The following is a 23,942-nucleotide window of genomic DNA, read 5'->3' on the forward strand; positions in this document are numbered from 1 at the left end:
GTTACACTACGCGCACAAGCAGGTAGTCTTTTTTTCCTTTGCTGAGCAGCAGGTAGCGGTTGTTGAGCAGATCGTCTTTGGTAATGGTGCGGGCTGGGTCGCTGAGCTTTTCCTTGTTGAGTGAAAAGCCGTTTCCCTGCATGGCGCGTCTTACTTCGCCGTTTGAAGCGTAGTAGCCGGTTTGCGCCACCAGCAGATCCACAATGTTAATGCCTGTTTCGAGCAGCGTGGCTTCTACTTCTTTCTGCGGCACATCGGCAAACACGCCTTCAAAATCCTCGTCGCTGAATTTGCGGAGTGTGTCAATGGTGCCTTTGCCAAAGAGAATACCGCTGGCTTCGATGGCGGTTTGCAGGGCTTCTTCGGAGTGTACGCGGCGCGTAATGTCTTCGGCAAGTGCTTTCTGCAACACACGGCGGCCCGGATCCTGTGCATGTTCGGCTTCGAGCGCTTCAATTTCTGCGCGCGTTTTGAGCGTGAAAATGCGGATGTACTTTTTCACGTCTTCATCGCCGGCATTAAGCCAGAACTGGTAAAACGTGTAGGGCGAAGTACGTTTGGGATCGAGCCAGATATTGCCTTTTTCGGTTTTGCCAAACTTTTGTCCGTCGGCCTTCTTAATGAGCGGCGTGGTGAGCGCAAAGGCATCTTCGCCACCGGCTTTTTTACGAATGAGCTCTGTGCCGGTGGTAATATTTCCCCACTGGTCAGAACCGCCCATCTGCAGTTTCACGTCGTGGTTTTTCCAGAGGTGGTAGTAATCGTAGCCCTGAATAAGCTGGTACGTAAATTCGGTAAACGACATGCCCTCGGCGCCTTCGCTGCCGTCGATGCGGCGTTTCACTGAGTCTTTGGAGAGCATGTAGTTTACGGTGATGTATTTGCCTACATCGCGTATGAAGCCGAGAAAATCAATCGACTTGAACCAGTCGTAGTTGTTTACAATTTCGGCTGCGTTTTCGCCGCAGTTGAAGTCGAGGAATTTCTCAAGCTGCGCGCGCTGGCAGCTGAGGTTGTGCTGGAGAATGGTTTCGTCGAGCAGGTTGCGTTCCTGCGATTTGCCTGAAGGGTCGCCAACCATGCCGGTAGCGCCGCCCACCAGGGCAATGGGTTTATGTCCGGCCTGCTGAAAATGCAGCAGGGTCATAATCTGCACTAAGTTGCCCACGCCGAGCGAATCAGCCGTAGGGTCGAAGCCGATATAGCCTTTTACCATTTGGCTGGTAAGCAGTTTTTCGGCACCCGGAGTTACATCATGTAGCATGCCCCGCCAGCGGAGCTCTTCAATAAAATTGGTATGCATAGCGGGGCAAAGATACAGATTCGGCGGGCTTTACGGCATGTTTTTAAAACGGAATGCCCCCGCCTTCGATCCGAAAGCGGGGGCCGGCAGTTTGCTGCGAACATTACTGCCCCGTCTGCACAAACGGAATGTGGCTGATCTGTGTTTTCCCCCTGACAGACAGCACATAACAACCGCTTCCCAGTGTAGCTGAATCAACTGTGAAGCTTAACATTCCTGCAGCAATTGTGCGTTGCATAACTAACTGACCGGAAAAGTTGGTTATGGTGACAATAAGTTCGCCATCGGCTTGCGGAATTTCAATGTGCAGTATGCCGGAAGCGGGATTGGGCCACAGCCGCACGAGGCCGTCAGATACCGGCTCCGCAACAGAATTAGGTTGCAGGGTGCCGCTGCGGGCAAGCATCAGGCTGTAAAAACCGCCCTGCGGCTGATACGGATTCTGTAACGAAAATTGTGAGCCTACTGTAGTGGTTGCACTGCTGAATTGCCCGGTACACACCATTTTCCCGAAATCATCGTAAGTTACACCGGTAAACCACTGCTGTATATTACCCCGCATGTCGAGCGCGCGCTGCACATTGCCCAACGTGTCAAGCTCCATCAGGTAACCGCAGGTGGCAGGACCAAACTGAGTCATGGTTTGCGGCAGGGTAATGGCATCGAAACCGGTGTTTCCGCTGTAAATGCCGCAGGCTGCAATGCGGCTCAGATCAGGACTTATTGCCCAGCCTGCAGACACCGCAACGCCCAGGGGAGTATTCCCGTATCCCTTACCCAAAACAGGCATACCATTGGTGGCATCAATTTTAAATAAGAATACCTTGAGACTATCCGGGTTTTGCGGGTTTTGAGGTGATGAAACCGTGTAAATACTGTCATACACCACATTAAATCCCTGATAGGTGCCACCCACATACAAATTCCCTGAATGATCGGGCATCACGCCGGTGACTTCATCATATGTAAACTCGCCAAAATGATAGCCGCGAATGGCTCTTGCCCACAGAAAATTACCGGTGCTTCCGTCTAAAGCGGCACAAAATCCCTCTTCACCATTGGCTACATGTAGTGTGGTTGCTCCGAGGACATGCTTTAAACTGCCGATTTTGCCACCGATAAATACGGTATTGTTCTGATCGGCGCTGATGTCAAGCCCTTCGTCATACAACCCCGGTTCAGTGCCCGGCCCCGAACCACTCAGCCACATACAGTTTCCAAGCGGATCAAATTTAGCCGCAAATACATTGCTGCCTGAAAGCAAAGAGTCTTTCTGTAACGTAAGGCAATGACTGCCAAAGCAAATGGAGTCAGTACTGAAACTGCCTGTGACCAGCACATTGTCCTGCGTGTCTATGGTAATTGAATTTATTTTGTTTTCGAAATACCACGGGAGGCTGTTTACTGATCGCATCTGCACCGCCTGAAGGCATTGTCCGCCAGGTGAAAATTTTGCCCAGTATCCGCTCGAAAATGTACCCGGCGATTGAGTAAGTGTGAACGCGCCAAACGTAAGTGAAGGACTGTCGAAAATTCCGCAGATGTACACATTGTTGTCGGAGTCCACGGCAATGTCGAAACTCCGGTCGTAGCCGCTTTCCCCAAATGATTTTGCCCAGATTAAGTTGCCCGAAGAATCATGTTTGGTGAGGAAGATATCGGGGTAAAAAGCCGAGAACGCTGTGAGTGTGTCACTGCCAATGTACATACGATCGAGAAACTGACCTGTGGTATAAATATTTCCGCCATCGTCAGTTACTACGGTAGATGAAAGTATGCTGGCTCCCTGACTGTTTCCCTGTCTGATCCAGCTCATAGGAATGGTTTGTGAAACAAGCTGTACACTTCCTGCAAGCAGTATAATTGCACAAAAGAAAATGAATCGGGAACGCATAGTTGTTTTGTTAAATTATTTACGCTGCAAAACAACTCACTATAATGCTTCCGGTTATTTCCGGTTGAATTTAGAATTCATGTTAGGAATTTTTTTTGTAATTTTAAATGATTGATATACAAGTAATAAAACTAAATTTAGATAGTACTTATGAATGATATTTCTACACTTGTTAAATCATTGGTTCCGGGTGAAAAAAGGTTTTTCAGTTTACTTAATTCACATTATGAACGCGGTCATGTGCCTGATCATCTCGAACTGTTTCATGCAATTGTCCGGGCGGATGAACGTTCTGAAAAAGACTTTCTGCGTAAGCACAGGAATAAATCATTTGTACGTTTTTTTGCAGCCAATAAGCACAAGTTGTGGCAGCGGGTATTAAATGCACTTGTGCACTATCATGAAGATGAAGTGCTTTCGCTGCGTATGCGTAAACAAATAGCACAGGCCGAACTGCTTTTTTACCGGCATTTCCATAAGGAGTCCGCCAAACTTCTTTTCAAAACGATAGACCTTTGTAATCAGGCCGGTTTGCATGAAATTGAGCTTGACGCAGTCAATCTGCTGATGCGTATTTATGTGCAGGAAAGCGCAGACCGTTTTGCCGATTTGAACAGTAAGAAGCGTGAATTGCTTGCTGTGCTTGATGAAATACAACAGTATTCGGAGTTACTGGCCCATGTCATTGAAATTACAAATGGATTTACCGGTACAACGCATGCCGGTTCGGAACGTGCAGTGTGGCTGCTTGAGCATGAATTGATGCAGCAGACGCATAAACCCCGGAGTATAAGGGCTGAAATACTAAGGCACAGTATTTACGTACAGTACTATTATGCATCGCGTATAAACACGCCTCAACTGATTGTTCACAGCGAACAAATGCTTGAGCTGTTTACTGCAAATAAGTGGATTGCCGCAGCTCACCTGCCTGAGTTAACAGCCGTACTGATGAATAACCTCAGCAATTACTATGTTCAGCGCGACACAGTAAAACTGACAGCCTTGCTGAAGCATGCCGAAGGTATTCTGAATAAAGGCATATCACGCAGTGGCTATCTGCCTTTACTTATTGATTCAATGTTTATACTGGGCAAATTATACCTCTGCAATCTGGAAGGCAATTTTGAGAAGGCACTGAAACTGGAAAAGCAGGTACTTCATTTTTCAAATGAGTTGCTGAAAATTGGCCATCCGCGTTCGTATATGCTGATCTATAATTTTGTAATTGCCTGTTTACTGGCAGGGAATTACCGGAAGCCGATACGTGTGCTTGCAATGGCAGATGCATTAAGGGAACAGTATTATGGTGATGTACGATTCAGACAGCTGAATTACCTGCTTATGTTTTGTTACCTGAAAACAGGAGGATATGAGTTGTTGCGAAGTGTGCTTACTGCTATAAATGAACAACAGGGTAAAAGAACCATCAGCGAGGCGGAACGCTATTTACAGGTATTTTATCAGCAGGTTGCAAAGGGTGTGCAGGTGAAAATACGGCAGCTGATAAAAGCACTTGAAAATAAATGGGAGAGCCTGAAAACGGAAGAGGATGTTCTGTTTTTTCAGCATAATCAATCACTACGTGTATTATTGAGGGCACAATTAAAGGGTACCGATTTTGCCAGTGAGTGGAACCGTTAATTTTGTGCGTGTTCGTGCATGGATGCATACCGGAACCGGTTAAATTGATTTAATACGGTAAGTGAAAGGTAAACAGGGTTCAATTGCTAAAGGCTGAGTATCTTTGCAGCCATGATTCTGCTCACCGGCGCTACAGGAATGCTGGGTGCACACATTGCACTCGAACTGCTTCGCAGCGGTGAAGCCGTGCGTGGGTTGAAACGTGAGCAAAGCAGCACGGCGGTGGCAAAGTCGGTATTTGCCTATTACGGTGCCGAAGCGTTGTTCGGGAAAATAGAATGGGCCACCGGCGATGTGCTCGATATGCAAAGCCTTGAAGAAGCCATGCAGGGTGTGCACAAAGTGGTACACGCAGCAGCACTGGTATCTTTCGATCCGAAGGAGCGCAATGCACTCTGGCGCATCAATGGCGAAGGCACGGCCAATGTGGTAAATGCCGCGCTGTACTGCGGTGTGGAACGGCTGGTGCATATCAGTTCCATTGCAGCACTCGGCGGTAACGAGTTCGGGGCGGTGATTGATGAAGAAGCCTGGTGGAAAAATGCGCCCGGCAATACGCAGTATGCCATTTCGAAATACAATGCCGAGCGTGAAGTATGGCGCGGCGTGGAAGAAGGGCTTGATGTGGTTATCCTCAATCCGTCCTACATCATCGGCCCCGGCGATGCCACGCGCAGCAGCAATGTTATTTTTCCTATTGCGCACAAAGGCACAGCGTGGTTTACCGAAGGTGTGACAGGCTATGTGGATGCCCGCGATGTGGCTGCTGCTGCGCTCTGGGCGCTGAACTGTAACCGCACTGCCGAACGTTTCATCATAAACGCTGAAAACATTACTTACCATCGCTTTCTCGATTACCTCATGCAGCAGTTTGGTCATAAGCCCACCAGCCGCGCACTTAAACCGTGGATGACCAGCCTTGCCTGGCGCATGGAAAAGCTACTGCGCCTGTTTGGCCGAAAACCCGCCCTCACCCGCGAAACTGCCCGCGTGCTGCACACCGTAAACCGTTTTGGCGGAAGCAAACTGGCTCAGGCCATGCCGCTCAGCTACAGAACTGTGGAAGAAGCGGTAAAAAATGCCGTGCCGTTTTACAAGACCTCACTTTCTCACCCGCATTAACAAGACCTGCATCTGCACATACATCCGTTATGAAATCAAGAAAACCTTCCGATTCGCTGGCCATCTCCACCCATCACGTACTGCCCAACGATACCAACAACCTGAACAATCTTTTCGGCGGCCGCCTGCTGGAGTGGATGGATGTAATTGCGGCCGTATCGGCTCACCGCCATTGCCGCCGTGTAGTGGTTACAGCTACGGTTAACCACGTGGCCTTTCACCAGCCTATTCCCTACGGAAGCATCGTTACGCTCGAAGCAAAAGTTTCGCGTGCGTTTTCTTCGTCAATGGAAGTGTTTATTGACGTGTTTGTAGAAAACCCGGTAACCGGCGAGAAGGTGCAAAGCAACGAAGCCATTTACACCTTTGTGGCGGTTGATCAGAACGGATCGCCGCTGCCTGTGCCGCCCATTGAGCCGGAAACGGAAGAGGAGAAAAAGCGTTTCGACGGTGCACTGCGCCGCCGCCAGCTTGCACTTATTCTGGCCGGTAAAATGAACCCGCACGAAGCTACTGAGCTGAAGGCGTTGTTTGTGTAAAAAGCAGTTATGTATTTGCTGCACACCACGCGCCTGCACATGCGCGAACTTACCGAAGCCGATGCGCCTTTCATGTACCGCATGATGAACAGCGAAGGCTGGCTTCAGTTTATCGGCGACAGGCACATACGCACGCACGACGATGCAGCGGCATACCTGCGCAACGTGTATATTCCGCATTATGCCACACACAGCTTCGGATTTTATGTGGTGAGCCTGATTGACAATGATGAACCGCTTGGGCTTTGCGGCCTTATCAAGCGCGACGGACTGGAGGATGTGGACATTGGTTTTGCATTTTTGCCCGAATATCAGGGCAAAGGCTATGCGCTGGAAGCCGCAAAAGAAGTTATGAATTTTGCCGCAACCAAAGGCATTTCAAACGTGGTGGCCATCACTACTCCCGATAACGAAAAGTCTGTTGCACTGCTCCGCAAAATCGGTTTTACGCAGCAAACAGCAATAGTAATGAACGACGAAAGTCTGTTGCTGCACACAAAGTAGTTCAGGCCACTTCGGCGGCTTCGCGGTGTTCTGCTGCTTCGTTGAGTTTGCGTGTGGTGTTTGGTGTGCTGCGGCCAATGCGCTGAGCCAGTTTCATAGCCGGTTTTTCAACCAGCATATACATAACCCACGCACTCATCACACTCAGCACAAATCCGGCCATAATAACCAGTACTTTTTGAAGTGGTGTATTCAGCTGGTGCGAAAGCAGGTTGATAATGGCTGAACCCGTTGCCGTGTGCACCAGATAAAGCGAATAAGAAATTTCGCCCAGCCATTCGGTTGCTGCCGTGCGCTTGCGGCCAAAAAAACTCACCAGCATCAGCGTGCCTATGCCAATACAAAGATCGGCAAATCCCTGCACGTGAAATACAACCAGCGCACACATCAGGGTATAGGCAATGTATTCGTAGCGCGTAATTTTTTTATGCTGAAAAATTATCCACGCAATGCCTAACCCGAAATAGGGCGCCCAATGCAGGAAGAAAGCTTTTGAGGCAGGCAAAAACGGCATAACGGCAACTACAACAAAAAACAAGGCACGGTATCTTACACGTGGCTGCATCACCAGCGGGAAAAGCAGCGCAAGCGCAATGTAATACTGCACTTCAATGGCCAATGTCCAGAAAACCGGATTCAGCCAGTGTGCATGTGGTGTAAACGGAACCAGCCAGAATGCATTGGTGAACATATTCCCCGCATCGGGCATGAGAAATCCGGGATTATTGCCCTGTGTATAGTTGCGAACCAGCAAATAGGCTACGGTTACACCCAGAGCAGCCCAGAACGGAAGCATAATGCGCGTAAAACGTTTTGCCAGAAACACATGGGTTTTCCGCAGTGAAAAATCAGAGCGGAGCAGCGCAAGCGGAATGACAATTCCGGAGAGAATAAAAAATACCTGCACACCTTTCTCCCCCCAATGAAAAGCATCGGATATTGTCTCATTGCTTACGTAACCGGTGGTTGTACATACAAAATGATACAAACACACCGATACTGCCGCCAGCCCCCGCAGCGAGTCGATTCCAGGTATGCGCACGAAACTTGATTTTCCGGTTTGGGTGTTCTACGTGAAAAAGGACACAGGGTTTACTTTTTCTGATGAAAAGGGAGAATAGTTATTCACAGGTTTGAATTTGGGGATGAAGCGGGAAGAATGTAAGTGTAGTTATTATTTCGGATTGATAAATGATGATGCTGTAAATAAAGAGTATTGCCGCTAATTTTCACTTCAGACGTTTGAACGTTTTTTCCTCTCCGCCCCGCTTACTTAACATAATTAGATTTATTTGGAAAGAATTCTGCTCAGCAATCAAGTGAGGCTTTTCCGGCAAAATTCCATTCTGCAGAAAGAATGTATATTCATCCCCAGCTACTTAATACCACTTTATTCGAAATGAAGAAGACAGGATTGTTGTTTTTATTCTTTCTGCTTGCTGAGCCGCTTTTAGCGTTGCGTATAGCTTGGGATTTGCGTGTCTGGCCACAAAGTCATCAATTATCGCCCAATTCACTCATTATTGTTGAGGGGTATGCTTATGGTCAGCATACAATCAGAGAACTCAATAGTAAGTATCCCGTCAGTCTTAAGTCAGGGTCAGAAACAATTCTGCTGGAGGTAGTTAAAATATACAATGGAATGGATGGGAAGAGTATGGCACTTCTTAAGCCGGTAAATAACCTGACGGCAGGTTTAACCTATAAATTGTGTATTGATAGTTTGGAACAATACGAAGCAGCCCGGTTAGAAAGGGATTCTCTTTACTTTAAAGTTAGTTTACCTGCTGATTATGAAAAGCCTGTATGGTTAAAAAGTCCTTCATATATCGGGAACTACTGCCGTCAAAGCGAATATGAACGCAATAGATATACTTACTTCTGTGCATGTACAGACGATGATTCTTCTGTTTTAGTTCATACTGAATTGAAGGATTTAAAATCAGGTAAAATATTCGAATACATTTTAACACTACAATACAACCAAATACGTGTCGGGGCTGAGCGATATTTTGGTGAGTTCAGACTTATCGACAGCAGTATGTATGAGGTGAGATTTTCGTTGATGGATATGTGCGGGAATACAAATGATTCACTTACCAATGCAATTCAATTTATCAGTCCGTCTGATCGTGATACTGTAACATTGAACAGAAGCGGTTGCGGATGTCCGGAGAAAAAAGCAAAAAAAGTATTTCAGGCTAATGTTGAGCACAATGAAGATGAGCTGATTGCATTTCTCATTCCTGTATTGGTTGTGTTGGGAGTGCTGATTTACGGACTGAAGGACTATTTCAATCTGCGCAACAAAAATCAATAATGTGTTTTTAACTGATCTGAATAAGCAGACGGTAAACGCTTACTACAGGGAAAAAGGATTGAGGCGAGATGGAATCAGTCTTCATTCAGTACTTCGGCATACCGCTCAGCCACTTCATCAAAAATTTCAAGAAGTGGCTGTAAATCATCGGTAGTGACAAAGCGGGTGCGGAATTCCTTGAAATTGGGAAGGCCTTTGAAGTAGTTGGCGTAGTGGCGGCGCATTTCTACAATGCCTAATTTCTCGCCTTTCCATTCAACCGATTTGAGCAGGTGTGTGCGGCATACGTCGATGCGGTGGGCGAGGGTGGGGGCGGGCAGGTGTGTGCCGGTGGCGAAATAGTGTTTTATTTCGTTGAAAATCCACGGATAACCAATGGCGGCGCGGCCAATCATAATGCCGTCTATGCCATAGCGGTTTTTGTATTCGAGTGCTTTTTCGGGGCTGTCGATATCGCCGTTGCCGAAGATGGGGATGTGTATGCGTGGATTGTGCTTTACTTCGGCAATGCGTTCCCAGTTGGCCACGCCCTTGTACATCTGTGCGCGTGTGCGGCCGTGTATGGTGAGTGCCTGTATGCCCACATCCTGCAGGCGTTCGGCCACTTCCATTACGTTGATGCTGTTATCGTCCCAGCCGAGGCGTGTTTTCACGGTTACCGGCAGCGAGGTTGATTTTACCACCGCCTTGGTGAGCCGCACCATGAGGTCGATGTCTTTAAGCACACCGGCACCGGCACCTTTGCACACCACTTTTTTTACCGGACAGCCGAAATTAATGTCGAGCAGATCAGGCTGGGTAGTGTCAACAATTTTGGCTGCCAGGGCCATGGCTTCTTCATCGCCGCCGAAAATCTGAATGCCTACCGGGCGCTCATATTCAAAAATATCGAGCTTTTTGCGGCTTTTTATGGCATCGCGGATCAGGCCTTCAGACGAGATAAACTCGGTGTACATGAGGTCGGCGCCGTTTTTTTTGCACACATAGCGGAAGGGCGGATCGCTCACGTCTTCCATGGGAGCAAGTAAAAGCGGAAAATTACCGAGATCAACAGAACCGATGCGGGCCACGAATGCTTAGTTTTGTGCAAAATTACGCAAAGCACTTGGAACAGTCACCTCAACGCCCGTCAGCGTCTGCAATTTTCGGCCCCGGCTTTCGGGTATTGCTGCTTATCAGCCTATTCTTCTGTTGCGGCGGCATTCAGTCGATGCTGATGTATATTCCCGGCCTTGAGTTTCTGAAAGGCTATGGCGATGATGTAACGGTGAGCCAGATGCGCATTGCCAATGCGGTGGGTTCGCTGCTGCTGTTTGCGGTGCCTGCGCTGGTTATTGCCAATGCGTTTCCGCACAACCGGTTTTACTGGCTTGGATTGCACCGGCGCACACCTGTGTGGTGGCTGCTGGCAGCCGCGGTAATTATGCTGGCCATGATTTTTGTGGCTAATCCGGTAGCCAACTGGATGGCCACACTCATTGATGATCCGGCCTTGCGCAGCAGCGAGGAATTTTCGAGTATCTACAGCCGCCAGATTCAACTCATGCCCGAATGGAGCGATTATGCGGCCTGTTTGTTCCTGCTGGCTTTTTTGCCGGCACTGGTTGAAGAGCTTTTCTTCCGCGCAGCACTGCTTCAGCTGCTCCGAAACTGGCTTCAAAACAGCCATGTTGCCGTGTGGCTTTCGGCCATGGTGTTTGCCCTGCTGCATGCCACCGTGGCAGGCTTTCCGGCTATATTTCTCTGCGGCGTTATTCTTGGGTATCTTTTTTTATGGACAGGTGCGCTGCGGGTGAGTATTATCGGACATTTTGCCTTTAATGCGTTTGAAGTAACTGATTCGTTCATCGGGCAGCATGCTCCCAAATCGTGGTGGGCCAACTGGAATCCTGGCTACGGCGTTCTTATCGCAGCCATAGTTGTAGCCGCAGCAGGTTTGTTTGTGTTATACAAAAACACCCGCAATCACCCCGATCAGCTTTTATAGATCATTTAAAACCGTGATTTATAGGTTTTAGCGAAGAGGTGTAATTAAAATAACTTTTCGTCTCCCTCAGGGTGTGTGCTTTTTCAAGTGCCTGTAAGTGAGTGTTTTGTTGTATTTATTTGTTACCACGTGCATGTTTAGTCCCCTCTTAAAATTGATTTAATTAAAAAGACCAATTGTAAAGTGTTGTTTAACTTTGAGTGGTAAAACGTGAAAATCCGATTTCGCGGCTAACTCGTTTCAAACATCAAAATCAATCCCTGCAAACCGGTCAGGTACCGGCCAACCCATAAATAAATTTACCAAAACCCAACCGCCCGGCCGGAAAGCTACGTTTTCAGCTCGGGTAAATTCTGTCAGTGAGCGACTTATTCAATTTACGATGAAAACAAAAATTACCCTGAAATCACCGGGTTTACTGAAGCTGGCGCTCATGGCGCTGACTACGGTGCTCCTGCCCGGAATGCTGAGCGCGCAGCTCACCGGAACCAGAAACATTCCGGGCGACTATGCCACACTTGCTGCAGCCATTACCGACCTGAATACACAGGGCGTTGGTGCAGGTGGTGTAACCCTTAACCTGATTGCAGGCAACCCTGAAACAGCGCCTGCAGGCGGCTATCAGATCACTGCAAGCGGTTCGTTGGCTAATCCGATTATTATTCAGGGTAATGCTAACGTGATTACCGCATTTACGCCACAGGCTACCGGGTCATTAACGGATGCCATTTTCAAAATTATCGGTGGCGACTTTATCGCCATCAATGGTTTTGTAATGCAGGAAAACCCGGCAAACACGGTATTAACGCCCACTGCTTCAAATACCATGACAGAATGGGGTGTGGCATTATTTGCCAGTTCAGCTACCGATGGTGCGCAAAACAATGCCATTGCAGGCAACACCATTTCGCTGAACAGAACCTATGGCAATACCTGGGGTGTTTACAGTAACACCCGTCACTCCGCTACCGTGATCTTAATAGTTACTGATGCTTCCTCTCCCACAGGTGCAAACAGCAACAACCGTGTGTTGGCAAATATTATCAGTAACGTAAACTACGGTGTGGCTTTCATTGGTACTGCAACTGCGGCTAATATGGATAGCGGAAACGATATCGGCGGTAATTCACCTGCTACAGGAAATACAATCACCAACTGGGGCGGACTTGCAGCCCCCAGCTCCTATGTATCCAACACGGGTACCAGTTATTGTATTTTTATGAATAACCAGATTGGTGAAAATGTATCCTACAACAGCCTTACCAGTGCAGCGGTATCGGGCACAGCGGTTACATTCCGCGGAATCTATAAGACTTACGGTATTAGTCCGGCAGGAACATTTACCGTGAACATCACCAACAATACGCTTACCATGACCAACGGGTTTACCTCCGGTACATTTGAGCATATTCGCAGTGAGTCAATGGGTACGCTGGTTACAGCCACTATTAACATCAATAACAATACTATTCTTAACTCTGCGATTACCGGAGCGGCATCTTCTTCAACTATTGTGGGTATTATCAATAGTTCGGGGCCGGGTGTGCTGAATATGAACTCGAACGTAATCCGCGGTCTTACTTCAACAGCCACAACAGGTGGCTTAACCGGAATTTCGAACACCGGAGCTGTGGTCTCCAGCATCAATATAAACAGTAACCAGATTGGTAATGCAAGTGGTAATGCGATTACTTTCAGTGCAACTACTTCGGGTGCTGTATTGTGTTTAAACAACAACGGCGGAGCCAACTCTTCAGCACTTTCAATAAGTAACAATAATTTTCAGGGAATAATACATAGCCTTGTTGGTAGCGGAACGCAGTTTTACATGGTTAACACTGCGGCCACTTTATCACAAACCTTCAACAACAACACATTTACCAACCTTACTGCCAATACCACGGCCGAGGTTCGTTTCATGGCGAATAACGTAGCACTTCCCGCAGGAGGTTCTGTTACGGTTACAGGAAATTCTATCGTTACCGCATTTTCCAAACCGGCAGCCGGTTCTACGGTTACCTTGTATTACACCACTACAAGCCCGTCGTCGGTAGCAGGTACTACAAAGACACACCAAAACAACAACTTCTCCAACATTACGCTAACCGGAGCAACCACTATGGCCGGCTGGGCTGATCTTGAAGGTACATCTTTTGGCGGTCCTGCAAAAAATATTTCCAACAACACGTTTAGTAACTGGGCTTGCGGTAGCAGTGCGGTTACCGTCATTCAGACGAATTACAACAGTACGAACACTATAGTCAGCAACAATACCATTTCTTCAATCAGCGGAACGGGAGCAATTACAGGCATATTAATGGGCTCCTTCTCGAATGGGGCCAATATGACTGTGTCAAACAATACCATCACCGGTTTAGTATCTTCTGGAACAGGCGGAAATGTAATTGGTTGTACGGGTGGCTCGTCGAGTATTACCACATATACCATCACCCAAAATACCATTTCCGGATTGAGCTCAACGGGTGCAACAGTAACCGGTTTAGTGGTATCAGCAGGTTCTACTATATTTGTTACCCGTAACAAAATCGGCGACCTGCTCTCAACCAATACGAATCCGTCGGTAAATGGTATCACGGTATCTGGCGGAGTAACCAACAACGTAAACAATAACCTCATTGGTGATCTTCGTGCCACAGCGGCCAACGTAGCCAATGCGATTAATGGCATAAACATTACCGGCGGCACTACGTCTAATATTTATTTCAATACCATTTTGCTTAACGCCACAAGTTCAGGTGCGTTGTTTGGTACAAGCGGTATTTTTACATCTACCACCTCTAGCGTTGATTTGCGAAATAACCTGGTGGTTAACTTATCAACGCCAAATGGAACCGGACTTACGGTCGCTTACCGACGTTCCAGCACCATTCTTACTTCGCTCGCTGCTGCCTCAAACAATAACGCCTATTTTGCCGGAACACCGGGTCCCAACAACGTTATCTTCTTCGATGGAAGCAACATCGATCAGACACTTGCGGCTTATCAGGCCCGTGTAAGTGCACGCGAAGCGGCTTCCGTTTCTGTAAATCCTGTATTTACCAGCACGGCTGTGGGTAATGCAGGCTTCCTGCATATTCCTGCTGCTACAAGCTACCTGCTCGAAAGTGGCGGAACAAACATTGCCGGTATTACAAACGATTTTGATAACGATACACGTCCCGGTCCTGCCGGTTCAGTAAATGGCGGCGCTATTTCGCCCGATATCGGGGCTGATGAGTACGATGGTTTCCTGGTTGGTTGTACGGGTACACCCACTGCGGGCACAGCAGCTTCAACTCCTGCTGCACGTTGTGCTTCGGGTACATTCTCGCTTTCGCTTACCGGCGCATCCACAGGCCCCGGCATCACTTACCAGTGGCAATCATCCGCCGTTTCAGGCGGGCCCTACACCAACATCAGTGGCGCTAACACATCTTCCTATACAACCGGCACAGTTTCTGCCACCACCTACTTTGTGTGTGTGGTAACCTGCTCGCTCAGCGGTTTAACGGCTACCACCAACGAAGTAACCGGACTTATCAATCCGCTTCCGCTGGTTGCCGTAACCCCCACCACTGCCAATTTCTGTTCACCGGGAGGAACGCCTGTTTCACTTACCGGTTCGGGTGCTAACACCTACGCGTGGGCGCCTGCAACAGGACTGAGTGCCACAACCGGAGCAACGGTAACGGCTTCACCGGCTGCCACTACCACTTACACAGTAACAGGTACTGATGTGAATGGTTGTGTGAATACAGCGGTGACTACGATTACATCCGTTCTGAATCCCGTAATTACAAGTGTAACTGCTACACCGGCTTCAATTTGTACCGGCAACAACTCACAGTTGCAGGGTAACATTACCTTTAATACACCTGTAAACACATATTCGTTTGCCAGCGGCACAGGTGCATCACTCGACCCGATGACCGGCGCAGCAACTGCTGTGGGTGCAAACGTAGATGATACGCCCTCGGGTGTAATTCCCATTGGATTTACATTCAATTTCAACGGGGTTAATTACACCGACTTTTCTGTTTCACCCGACGGATGGTTGCGCATGGGTAATGTGGCCCCCACTTCGCAGTTTACAAACTCCGTAACAAGTACCACTAATATTCCCAAACTCTATCCTTATTGGGATGATATTACTACGGGAACCAATGGTGGTGTAACGTATGTGGTAACCGGAACAGCCCCCAACCGGATTCTCAAGGTGCAGTGGTTTGTGACAGTTCCTTATAACTTTACAGGCCCTGCAAACTCTACCTGTCAGGCGTGGCTGTACGAGTCAACCAATGTGGTTGAGTTCCGTTATGGTACCATGGGAATTACCGGTCTGGAATCAGCTTCGGGTGGTTTAACCGGTGGCGCTGGCAACTTTCAGTCGCTTACTTTCGGAACCGGAACAGTTAGTACTTCTGCAGCTAACAACACGAATATTAATCCACCTGCGTCGGGTGTGATATACACCTTTACACCTCCTGTTCCCACATACAGCTGGTCTCCGGCTACGTTCCTGAGCAGCACCAGTATTATTAACCCTGTGGCTACTGCTGCAACGGCAACTACTACCTATACCTTTACAGCTACCAATGCGGTTTGTTCGAATAACAGTCCGGTAACTCTTACTGTAAACCCGTTGCCTGCCATTGGTGCATCGGCCAGCGCAAGTGCAATTTGCATTGGTGCTTCCGCCAACCTTACGGCAACAGGCGGTGTAACCTACAACTGGATGCCGGGTTCACTTACCGGTGCTACGGTAACAGTTTCGCCAGTGAGCACCACCACCTACACGGTTACCGGTACTGATGCCAACGGCTGCCAGAATACAGCACAAATTACCATCACGGTTAATCCGCTGCCTTCGGTAAATGCTTCAGCCTCGCCTGCGGCAATTTGCGACGGAAGCACGGCTAACCTTTCGGCAACCGGTGCTGTTTCCTACACCTGGATGCCCGGCTCACTGAGCGGCGCTGCTGTGGCGGTTACACCTTCTGCTACCACTACATACACCGTAACCGGCACCGATGCCAATGGCTGCGAAAACACTGCGCAAACTACGGTTACAGTAAACAGCCTGCCTACGGTTAATGCTTCTGCATCGGCCACATCAATTTGTGCCGGCGCTTCCACCACATTATCGGCCACCGGGGCAAATACATATGTATGGAATCCGGGCAACCTCAGCGGTGCTTCGGTAAGCGTATCACCTGCCGCAACCACCACTTACACCGTAACGGGTACTGATGCAAACGGTTGCAATGCGGTAAGCACCATTACGATTACCGTAAATCCGCTGCCTGCCGTGTCGGCCTCGGCTTCGCCTGCTGCGGTTTGTATTGGTAGTTCATCTACACTTTCGGCCACTGGTGCTGTAACGTATGTATGGAATCCGGGCAACCTGAGCGGTGCTTCGGTTTCTGTTACGCCTTCGGCCACTACTACTTATACGGTTACCGGCACCGATGCCAACGGCTGTGAAAACACCGATGTGGCTACAGTAACCGTTAATGCATTGCCCACAGTAACGGCCAGCGCATCGGCTACTTCGGTTTGCATTGGCAGTTCAACCACACTGAATGCAAGCGGCGCTGTAAGCTACAACTGGATGCCCGGCTCACTGAGCGGTGCTTCGGTTTCTGTTTCACCTGCTGCAACAACCACTTACACGGTAACCGGTACTGATGCCAATGGTTGCGTAAACACTGCACAACTTACCATTACCGTAAATCCGCTGCCCACCGTATCAGCGGCAGCATCACCTGCGGCTGTTTGTCCGGGAGGCTCAAGCACACTCAGCGGCAGCGGCGCCACCACCTACGTGTGGAACCCCGGCAACCTGAGCGGTGCATCAGTATCCGTTACACCTGCAGCTACCACCACCTACACCGTAACCGGCACCAATGCCAATGGCTGTGTAAATACCGATGTGGTGACGGTAACCGTAAATACGCTGCCCACAGTTGATGCTACTGCCTCACCGCTTACCATATGCGCGGGCGGATCAAGCACACTTTCTGCAACCGGTGCAGCAACTTATAGCTGGATGCCGGGTTCACTGAGCGGAGCTTCTGTTTCGGTAACACCTGCAGCAACTACAACCTATACCGTAACCGGCACCGATGCAAATGGTTGTGTAAATACAGATGTAGTATCGGTAACGGTTAATCCGTTGCCAGTTATTACTGCTTCAGCCACCAATGCTGCCATTTGCACAGGTTCATCAACCACCCTCAGTGCTACCGGCGGAGTCAGCTATACGTGGAATCCGGGTGCGCTGAGTGGTTCTTCGGTAAGCGTATCGCCCACCACCAGCACTACCTATACCGTGAGCGGCACCGATGCAAACGGCTGCGTGAATACCGATTTGATTACCATTATTGTAAACCCGCTGCCGGTTGTTACGGCTTCGGCTTCATCAACCAGCATTTGCACCGGCAACAGTGTAACGCTCACAGCAGGCGGGGCAAGTACCTACACCTGGAATCCGGGAGCCCTCACAGGCTCATCCGTATCTGTTACACCTGCAGCAACGACAACTTACACCGTAACCGGTACTGATGTGAATGGTTGTGTGAATACGGCAACTGTAACCATTACTGTTGGAGCACAGCCCACCATTACAGCAGCCACATCATCAGCGGCTATTTGTGTAGGTGGTTCGGCCACGCTTACTGCTACCGGCGGAGTAACCTACAACTGGATGCCAGGCTCGCTGAGTGGTGCTTCAGTATCGGTTTCACCCACAACTACCACCACTTATACTGTAACCGGAACAGTTTCTGCGGGTTGCTTTAATACAGCAACAGTAACCGTAACTGTAAATCCGTTGCCGGTAATTACAGCCTCTGCAACGGCAACCACCCTTTGCAACGGTTCGTCAACCACACTTAGTGCAACCGGTGCCAGCACCTATACCTGGAATCCCGGCGCGCTTACCGGTGCATCAGTCTCTGTTACACCTTCGGCCACCACTACCTACACCGTAACCGGTGTAGATGCCAATGGCTGCAGCAATACACAAACAATTACCATTACCGTAAATCCGCTTCCGGCAGTTACTGCATCTTCATCGGCAGCTGCAATTTGTAATGGCGGAAATGCTACACTTACCGCCACCGGTGCAAATACGTATGTATGGAATCCCGGTAACCTGAGCGGTGCTTCGGTAGTTGTTTCTCCCACAGCAACCACAACTTATACAGTAACCGGTACCAATACTGCAACTGGTTGTACAAACACGGCCACTGTTTCAGTAACTGTTAATCCGCTTCCCTCCATTACCGCTACAGCTACACAGCTTGCGGTTTGTGCGGGTGGTTCAAGCACACTCAGCGCCACCGGTGCAAACACCTACGTGTGGAATCCGGGCTCGCTGAGCGGTTCATCCGTATCGGTTACGCCTTCCGCTACCACCACCTATACGGTTACCGGTACCAATACTGTAACAGGATGTGTGAATACACAAACCATTACCATTACTGTAAATCCGCTGCCCACTGTAGCTGCAAGCACATCTGCAGCTGCAATCTGTAATGGTGGTTCGGCCACGCTTTCGGCTACCGGTGCCAATACTTATGTGTGGAACCCCGGTAACCTGAGCGGTGCTTCGGTAAGTGTTTCACCCACAGCTACCACTACTTATACAGTAACCGGAACACTTACAGCTACAGGTTGTACCAACACAGCCACAGTTGCTGTTACCGTAAACCCGCTGCCTGTAATTACAGCAAGCACATCGGCTCCGGCTATTTGTGCGGGCGGTTCGGCTACACTTACTGCTACCGGTGGCAATACGTATGTGTGGAATCCGGGTAACCTGAGTGGTGCTACCCTCAGCGTATCGCCCACAGCTACCACAACGTACACCGTTACCGGCACCAACACCGTAACCGGATGTAGCAATACACGCACTGTTACTGTAACAGTAAATCCGCTGCCTGTGGTTACTGCTTCCAGTGCAGCAGCTGCAATTTGCCTGGGTGGTTCAACCACACTCACTGCTACCGGCGCCAACACCTATGTGTGGAATCCGGGCAACCTGAGTGGTTCTTCTGTGAGTGTATCGCCCACGGGCAATACTACTTATACAGTAACCGGCACCATTACTGCCACAGGCTGTACAAATACGGCTACGGTATCTGTAACAGTTAATCCGTTGCCCACTGTAGCAGCTACCACATCAGCCGCTACAATTTGTGCAGGTGCTACAGCTACACTTTCGGCTACCGGTGCCAATACGTATGTGTGGAATCCGGGTAACCTGAGTGGTTCTTCTGTAAACGTATCACCTGTTACCACTACCACATACACCGTAACCGGCACCAATACATTAACGGGTTGTACCAATACACAAACCGTAACTGTAAACGTGAATCCGCTGCCTGTGCTTACCATCACGCCTTCGGCTACCAGCATTTGCAACGGCAACTCGGTAACACTGAACGTAACCGGCGCGAATACATATACCTGGAACCCCGGTAGCCTTACCGGTGCTTCAGTTACTGTGTTCCTTTCATCTACCACCACATTTACAGTAACCGGTGTGAACACCATTACAGGTTGTATCAATACACAAACGGTAACCATTACCGTAAATCCGCTTCCTGTAGTAACTGCAACTGCCAGTCCGCTTTCAATTTGTGCAGGCAGCAACACCACGCTTTCAGCCACGGGTGCCAATACCTATGTGTGGAATCCCGGCAACCTTAGCGGTGCTTCGGTATCGGTAGCTCCCGCAACCAGCACGGTTTATACAGTAACGGGCACCAATACGGTAACCGGCTGTACAGCCACTCAGTCGGTAAGTGTAAACGTTGATCCGTTGCCGGTGATTACGGCCAGTGCCTCTTCATCAGTAATCTGTTTTGGTCAAAGTGCTTTGCTTACCGCTTCAGGTGCGTCCAGTTATGTATGGACTCCCGGTAACATCAGCGGCGCTTCTGTAAACGTTATTCCCGGTGTTACCACTACCTATACCGTAACCGGAACCAACTCGGTAACGGGTTGCAGCAATACGCAAACCATTACCATTACTGTAAACCCGCTGCCGGTAGTTACCGCTACAGCATCTTCACTCACCAGCTGTGCAGGCAGCCCGGTAACGCTTAATGCCGGTGGTGCCGGTATCTACAACTGGCAACCGGGTAACCTTTCCGGCAGCTCGGTTACAGTGAATCCGGTAGTGACTACCACTTACACCGTAACCGGTACCAACACCTTAACCGGCTGTACAGGTACACGCACAATTACCATTACTGTAAACCAGTTGCCGCTGATTACTGCTTCAGCTGCACAGGCTGTTATTTGTGCCGGTGGTTCGAGCAATCTTACTGCTTCGGGTGCCAATACGTATGTATGGAATCCGGGTAACCTGAGTGGTGCAGTTGTAACAGTAACACCTGCTGCTACCACCACTTATACCGTAACCGGCACCAACACCGTAACCGGTTGTGTAAATACACAAACTGTAACTGTAATCGTAAACGCACTGCCTGTGGTTGCTGCCAGCAGCGCATCAGCTGCAATTTGTGTGGGTGATACAACCACACTTACCGGAACCGGCGCCAATACTTACACCTGGAACCCCGGCAACCTGAGTGGTTCTTCTGTAAGTGTATCGCCTGTGGCTACTACCACTTACACGGTTACCGGTACAAACACCGTAACCGGCTGCGTAAACACAGCTACTGTTTCGGTAACTGTAAATGCACTTCCGGTACTTGCGGCCAGCAGTTCATCGGCTGCAATTTGTGTGGGTGATTCGGCTACGCTGAGTGTAACCGGTGCCGACAGCTACACCTGGAACCCCGGCAACCTGAGCGGTGCTTCGGTAAACGTGGCTCCTGTGGCTACCACTACTTACACCGTAACCGGCACCAACACCGTAACCGGCTGCGTGAATACAACTACTGTAGCAGTAACTGTAAACAGCCTGCCTGTGGTTGCACTTGGTGCTGATACAGCCGTGTGCGGTGGTCCGCTTACACTGGATGCCGGCAACGCAGGTTCAACTTACCTCTGGAGCGACAGCAGCACGGCACAAACGCTTAGCGTAACCGCAAGCGGTGTGTATGCCGTAACCGTAACCAATGCCAACGGCTGCGAAGCAGTTGATTCGATTGCTGTAACCATTAACGCATTGCCGGTTGTCAGCCTTGGTGCGGATACCACAGTGTGCGGCTCGCTGGTGCTTGATGCCGGAAACGCTGGTGCTTCCTACCTCTGGAGCGACAGCACCACGGCACAAACGCTTACCGCCACTTCAAGTGGTGTGTATGCTGTAATGGTAACCGATTCACTCGGCTGCTCAACAACAGATACCATTGCCGTGAACGTAAATGCACTGCCTGCCGTGAACCTCGGCAACGATGTAACAGCTTGTGCCGGCGGCCCTGTGCAGCTTGATGCAGGCGTGGCAGGTATGCTCTACAACTGGAATACCGGCGATACCACGCAAACCATTTTTGCTACCACCACCGGCGTGTTTGTGGTAACGGCAACAGACTCACTTGGCTGTTCGGCTACTGATTCGGTGAACGTGAGCTTCTCGGCGCTGCCGTTAGTAAACCTCGGCAACGACACCACGCTTTGCGGCGGTTCGGTTACGCTTGATGCAGGCACAGGTGGCAACATCTTCACCTGGAGCACCGGCGATACCACACAAACCATTGTGGCTGCCAGCACCGCACTTTATGGTGTAACCGTAACTGATTCGCTCGGCTGTTCGTCAACCGACTCAGTGCTTGTAACCATCAATGCAATTCCGGTGGTGACTGTATCGCTCACACAGGATACGCTTTGCGATCAGGACAGCCTGTTTGTACTGCTTGGCTCACCGGCCGGCGGCACATTTGGCGGTGCGTTTGTGAGCGGCAATACATTTGATCCGGTGGCTGCCGGTGTAGGTTCTCATGTAGTTTACTACACCTTCACTGATGCCAATGGTTGTTCGGCCACCGATTCTGCTACCGTAATTGTAGATCCCTGCACCGGCGTAGCCGAGAATGCATTCAACGGTTCAATCTTTACGGTATATCCGAACCCGAACAACGGCTTCTTCAATCTCGCCCTCACCAACGCCAACTATGCCGAACTGAGCATTCAGGTGTACACCGTTCTCGGTCAGGTTGTGTACAGCGACATGGCTTCGAACGTAACGGGTGATGTGATTCGTCCGATTGATCTGACCAACTTTGCCAACGGTGCTTACTATGTGAAAGTAACCACTGGTTCAGCAACGCAGACGATTAAAGTGATGAAGCAGGATTAATGAGTTAATGGGATAATTTCCTTAGCTGATAAAAAAAAGTGACTGTCTGAAAAGGCAGTCACTTTTTTTGTGGTTTGATTTGGGTGCAATTATTGATTTTTTTAGTTGTTTATTATATGTAATAATTTAATGATTAACTTGACTAATCAATACATGTACCGATGGAGTTGTTCGTTTCGCTATTATCATTTTCAGGAGGCCTTCTTGGGGCTGGTCTTATGGCTTATTTTTCAGAAAAAGGGAAGAGCAAAGCAATTAAAGAAGATCTTGCCAAAATGACACAGGTTGTTGAAGGGATAAAGTCTGGCTACTCGAAAGAAAACGAAGAGTTAAAGGCTCAGCTAAGCTTACTTGTAAATAAACAAAATAGCCTGCATGCTGATTTAAAACGTGCAGTTTTTGAGTTTGGCGACTCGATTTTTATTGTTCTTTCATTATGCGATTCAACTCGACCTGAGTTAGCAGAAGATCGGTTTCTAGAGTTAACTCAATATAAACGACAAATAGAACACGCGGAAACAGAATTAACATTAAAACATGCTAGATTTTGTTTTTTAGTTGAGGATAATGAACTGATAGATTTAGCAGATAAGTTACACCGCGATGTAACCAGATTTAGTTCAAAATTCTCATTGTTCATAATTAGAGCTGAACCTTATTTAGAGACATTGGCTAAAGTATATAACGATTCGAATTTTAACGAAAAATTATATAAGGAGTATTGGAATAAAGTTCTTGAAATTGAAGCTCAGATGAATAAAGAAGTTGAAGAGTTCGAAGATGATATTGATGATAATTTGGAATTGTTTAAAAAGGAAGCTCTTAGGATGCTAAATAGATAATTATTCTGAAATTATTTATCACCTTAGGAAGGATTGTTATAAGAGTCATCTCGTGCCTCCCATGCTGAAAATACAAAAGCCACCGCTGCGCGTCGGTTTTCACTTGCAGGCAAAGCTTTACAATCAAAAATGCTTGACAGCTTCTTCTGCAAATGAAAATGTCCGGTCAGAAAAGACCGGACACTTTTGTGCGTTAATGCGGAGACGGAGAGGTTAGCTCCGCTGATCTCGGGCCTCCCATGCTGAAAATACAAAAGCCGCCGCTGCGCGTCGGTTTTCTTTTTCGGGCGAAGCTGTTCAATCAAAAATGGCTTGACAGCTTCGCCCGAAAAAGAAAATGTCCGGTCAGAAAAGACCGGACACTTTTGTGCTTTAATGCGGAGACGGAGAGATTAGCTCCGCTGATCTCTGGCCTCCCATGCTGAAAATACAAAAGCCGCCGCTGCGCGTCGGTTTTCCTTTGCAGGCAAAGCTTTACAATCAAAAATGCTTGACAGCTTCTTCTGCAAATG

At 48.8% G+C, this 23,942-nt stretch carries 12 protein-coding genes; 8 read left to right on the forward strand and 4 right to left on the reverse strand.

Annotated features, from left to right (window positions below):
• Position 1: 1 nt before the first annotated feature.
• Together IM638_18185 and IM638_18190 are read right to left on the reverse strand one after the other, a co-directional pair.
• Positions 2-1,303, reverse strand: coding sequence for a tyrosine--tRNA ligase (locus IM638_18185; protein ID MCA6364965.1), 1,302 nt, complete (start codon positions 1,301-1,303; stop codon positions 2-4).
• Positions 1,304-1,406: 103 nt separating this feature from the next.
• Entirely contained in the window at positions 1,407-3,197 is a 1,791-nt protein-coding gene (locus IM638_18190; protein MCA6364966.1) for a T9SS type A sorting domain-containing protein, read from the reverse strand.
• Between the two features lie 390 nt (positions 3,198-3,587).
• Here IM638_18190 and IM638_18195 point away from each other — a divergent pair, with 390 nt between their 5' ends.
• The 4 genes from IM638_18195 to IM638_18210 all read left to right on the forward strand — a co-directional run bounded on the left by IM638_18195 (position 3,588) and on the right by IM638_18210 (position 7,006).
• Positions 3,588-4,841: a hypothetical protein gene (locus IM638_18195; protein ID MCA6364967.1), complete on the forward strand. Its 1,254-nt coding sequence runs from the start codon at positions 3,588-3,590 to the stop codon at positions 4,839-4,841.
• A gap of 111 nt (positions 4,842-4,952) precedes the next feature.
• The gene (locus IM638_18200; protein ID MCA6364968.1) at positions 4,953-5,963 is read left to right on the forward strand and encodes an NAD-dependent epimerase/dehydratase family protein; all 1,011 of its coding nucleotides are present in this window, start codon (positions 4,953-4,955) and stop codon (positions 5,961-5,963) included.
• 29 nt (positions 5,964-5,992) lie between these two features.
• Positions 5,993-6,502 carry an acyl-CoA thioesterase gene (locus IM638_18205; protein MCA6364969.1) on the forward strand — a complete coding sequence of 170 codons (510 nt, stop codon included), beginning with the start codon at positions 5,993-5,995 and terminating at the stop codon, positions 6,500-6,502.
• A 9-nt stretch (positions 6,503-6,511) separates the two neighbouring features.
• Positions 6,512-7,006, forward strand: coding sequence for a GNAT family N-acetyltransferase (locus IM638_18210; GenBank protein ID MCA6364970.1), 495 nt, complete (start codon positions 6,512-6,514; stop codon positions 7,004-7,006).
• 1 nt (position 7,007) lies between these two features.
• On the opposite strand, the gene IM638_18215 is transcribed toward IM638_18210, so the two are convergent.
• Complete coding sequence (locus IM638_18215) at positions 7,008-8,048, reverse strand: acyltransferase (GenBank protein MCA6364971.1); 1,041 nt, start codon at positions 8,046-8,048, stop codon at positions 7,008-7,010.
• 357 nt (positions 8,049-8,405) lie between these two features.
• Between IM638_18215 and IM638_18220 the strand changes: the two genes are divergently transcribed.
• Positions 8,406-9,326 (forward strand): hypothetical protein, encoded by a 921-nt coding sequence (locus IM638_18220; protein MCA6364972.1) that lies wholly within the window; start codon positions 8,406-8,408, stop codon positions 9,324-9,326.
• A 74-nt stretch (positions 9,327-9,400) separates the two neighbouring features.
• On the opposite strand, the gene dusB is transcribed toward IM638_18220, so the two are convergent.
• The gene (gene dusB / locus IM638_18225) at positions 9,401-10,396 is read right to left on the reverse strand and encodes a tRNA dihydrouridine synthase DusB (GenBank protein MCA6364973.1); all 996 of its coding nucleotides are present in this window, start codon (positions 10,394-10,396) and stop codon (positions 9,401-9,403) included.
• Between the two features lie 35 nt (positions 10,397-10,431).
• On the opposite strand from dusB, the gene IM638_18230 reads away from it, so the two are divergent.
• The 3 genes from IM638_18230 (at position 10,432) to IM638_18240 (ending at position 23,430) form a co-directional block, all read left to right on the forward strand.
• Positions 10,432-11,313, forward strand: coding sequence for a CPBP family intramembrane metalloprotease (locus tag IM638_18230; GenBank protein MCA6364974.1), 882 nt, complete (start codon positions 10,432-10,434; stop codon positions 11,311-11,313).
• A gap of 382 nt (positions 11,314-11,695) precedes the next feature.
• Positions 11,696-22,588 carry a T9SS type A sorting domain-containing protein gene (locus IM638_18235; protein ID MCA6364975.1) on the forward strand — a complete coding sequence of 3,631 codons (10,893 nt, stop codon included), beginning with the start codon at positions 11,696-11,698 and terminating at the stop codon, positions 22,586-22,588.
• Positions 22,589-22,749: 161 nt separating this feature from the next.
• Positions 22,750-23,430, forward strand: a complete 681-nt coding sequence (locus tag IM638_18240) for a hypothetical protein (GenBank protein ID MCA6364976.1) — start codon at positions 22,750-22,752, stop codon at positions 23,428-23,430.
• The last annotated feature ends 512 nt before the right edge of the window (positions 23,431-23,942 follow it).

It is taken from the genome of Bacteroidota bacterium (assembly GCA_020402865.1).
In the GTDB taxonomy this organism is placed as follows: Bacteria; Bacteroidota; Bacteroidia; order Palsa-965; family Palsa-965.

What these genes read in the sequence shown, in the direction of transcription:
- IM638_18185 (MCA6364965.1), bottom strand. Translation starts at nt 1,303, where the DNA reads ATGCATACCAATTTTATTGAAGAGCTCCGCTGGCGGGGCATGCTACAT.
- IM638_18200 (MCA6364968.1), top strand. Translation starts at nt 4,953, where the DNA reads ATGATTCTGCTCACCGGCGCTACAGGAATGCTGGGTGCACACATTGCA.
- IM638_18240 (MCA6364976.1), top strand. Translation starts at nt 22,750, where the DNA reads ATGGAGTTGTTCGTTTCGCTATTATCATTTTCAGGAGGCCTTCTTGGG.
- IM638_18205 (MCA6364969.1), top strand. Translation starts at nt 5,993, where the DNA reads ATGAAATCAAGAAAACCTTCCGATTCGCTGGCCATCTCCACCCATCAC.
- IM638_18210 (MCA6364970.1), top strand. Translation starts at nt 6,512, where the DNA reads ATGTATTTGCTGCACACCACGCGCCTGCACATGCGCGAACTTACCGAA.
- IM638_18220 (MCA6364972.1), top strand. Translation starts at nt 8,406, where the DNA reads ATGAAGAAGACAGGATTGTTGTTTTTATTCTTTCTGCTTGCTGAGCCG.
- IM638_18190 (MCA6364966.1), bottom strand. Translation starts at nt 3,197, where the DNA reads ATGCGTTCCCGATTCATTTTCTTTTGTGCAATTATACTGCTTGCAGGA.
- IM638_18235 (MCA6364975.1), top strand. Translation starts at nt 11,696, where the DNA reads ATGAAAACAAAAATTACCCTGAAATCACCGGGTTTACTGAAGCTGGCG.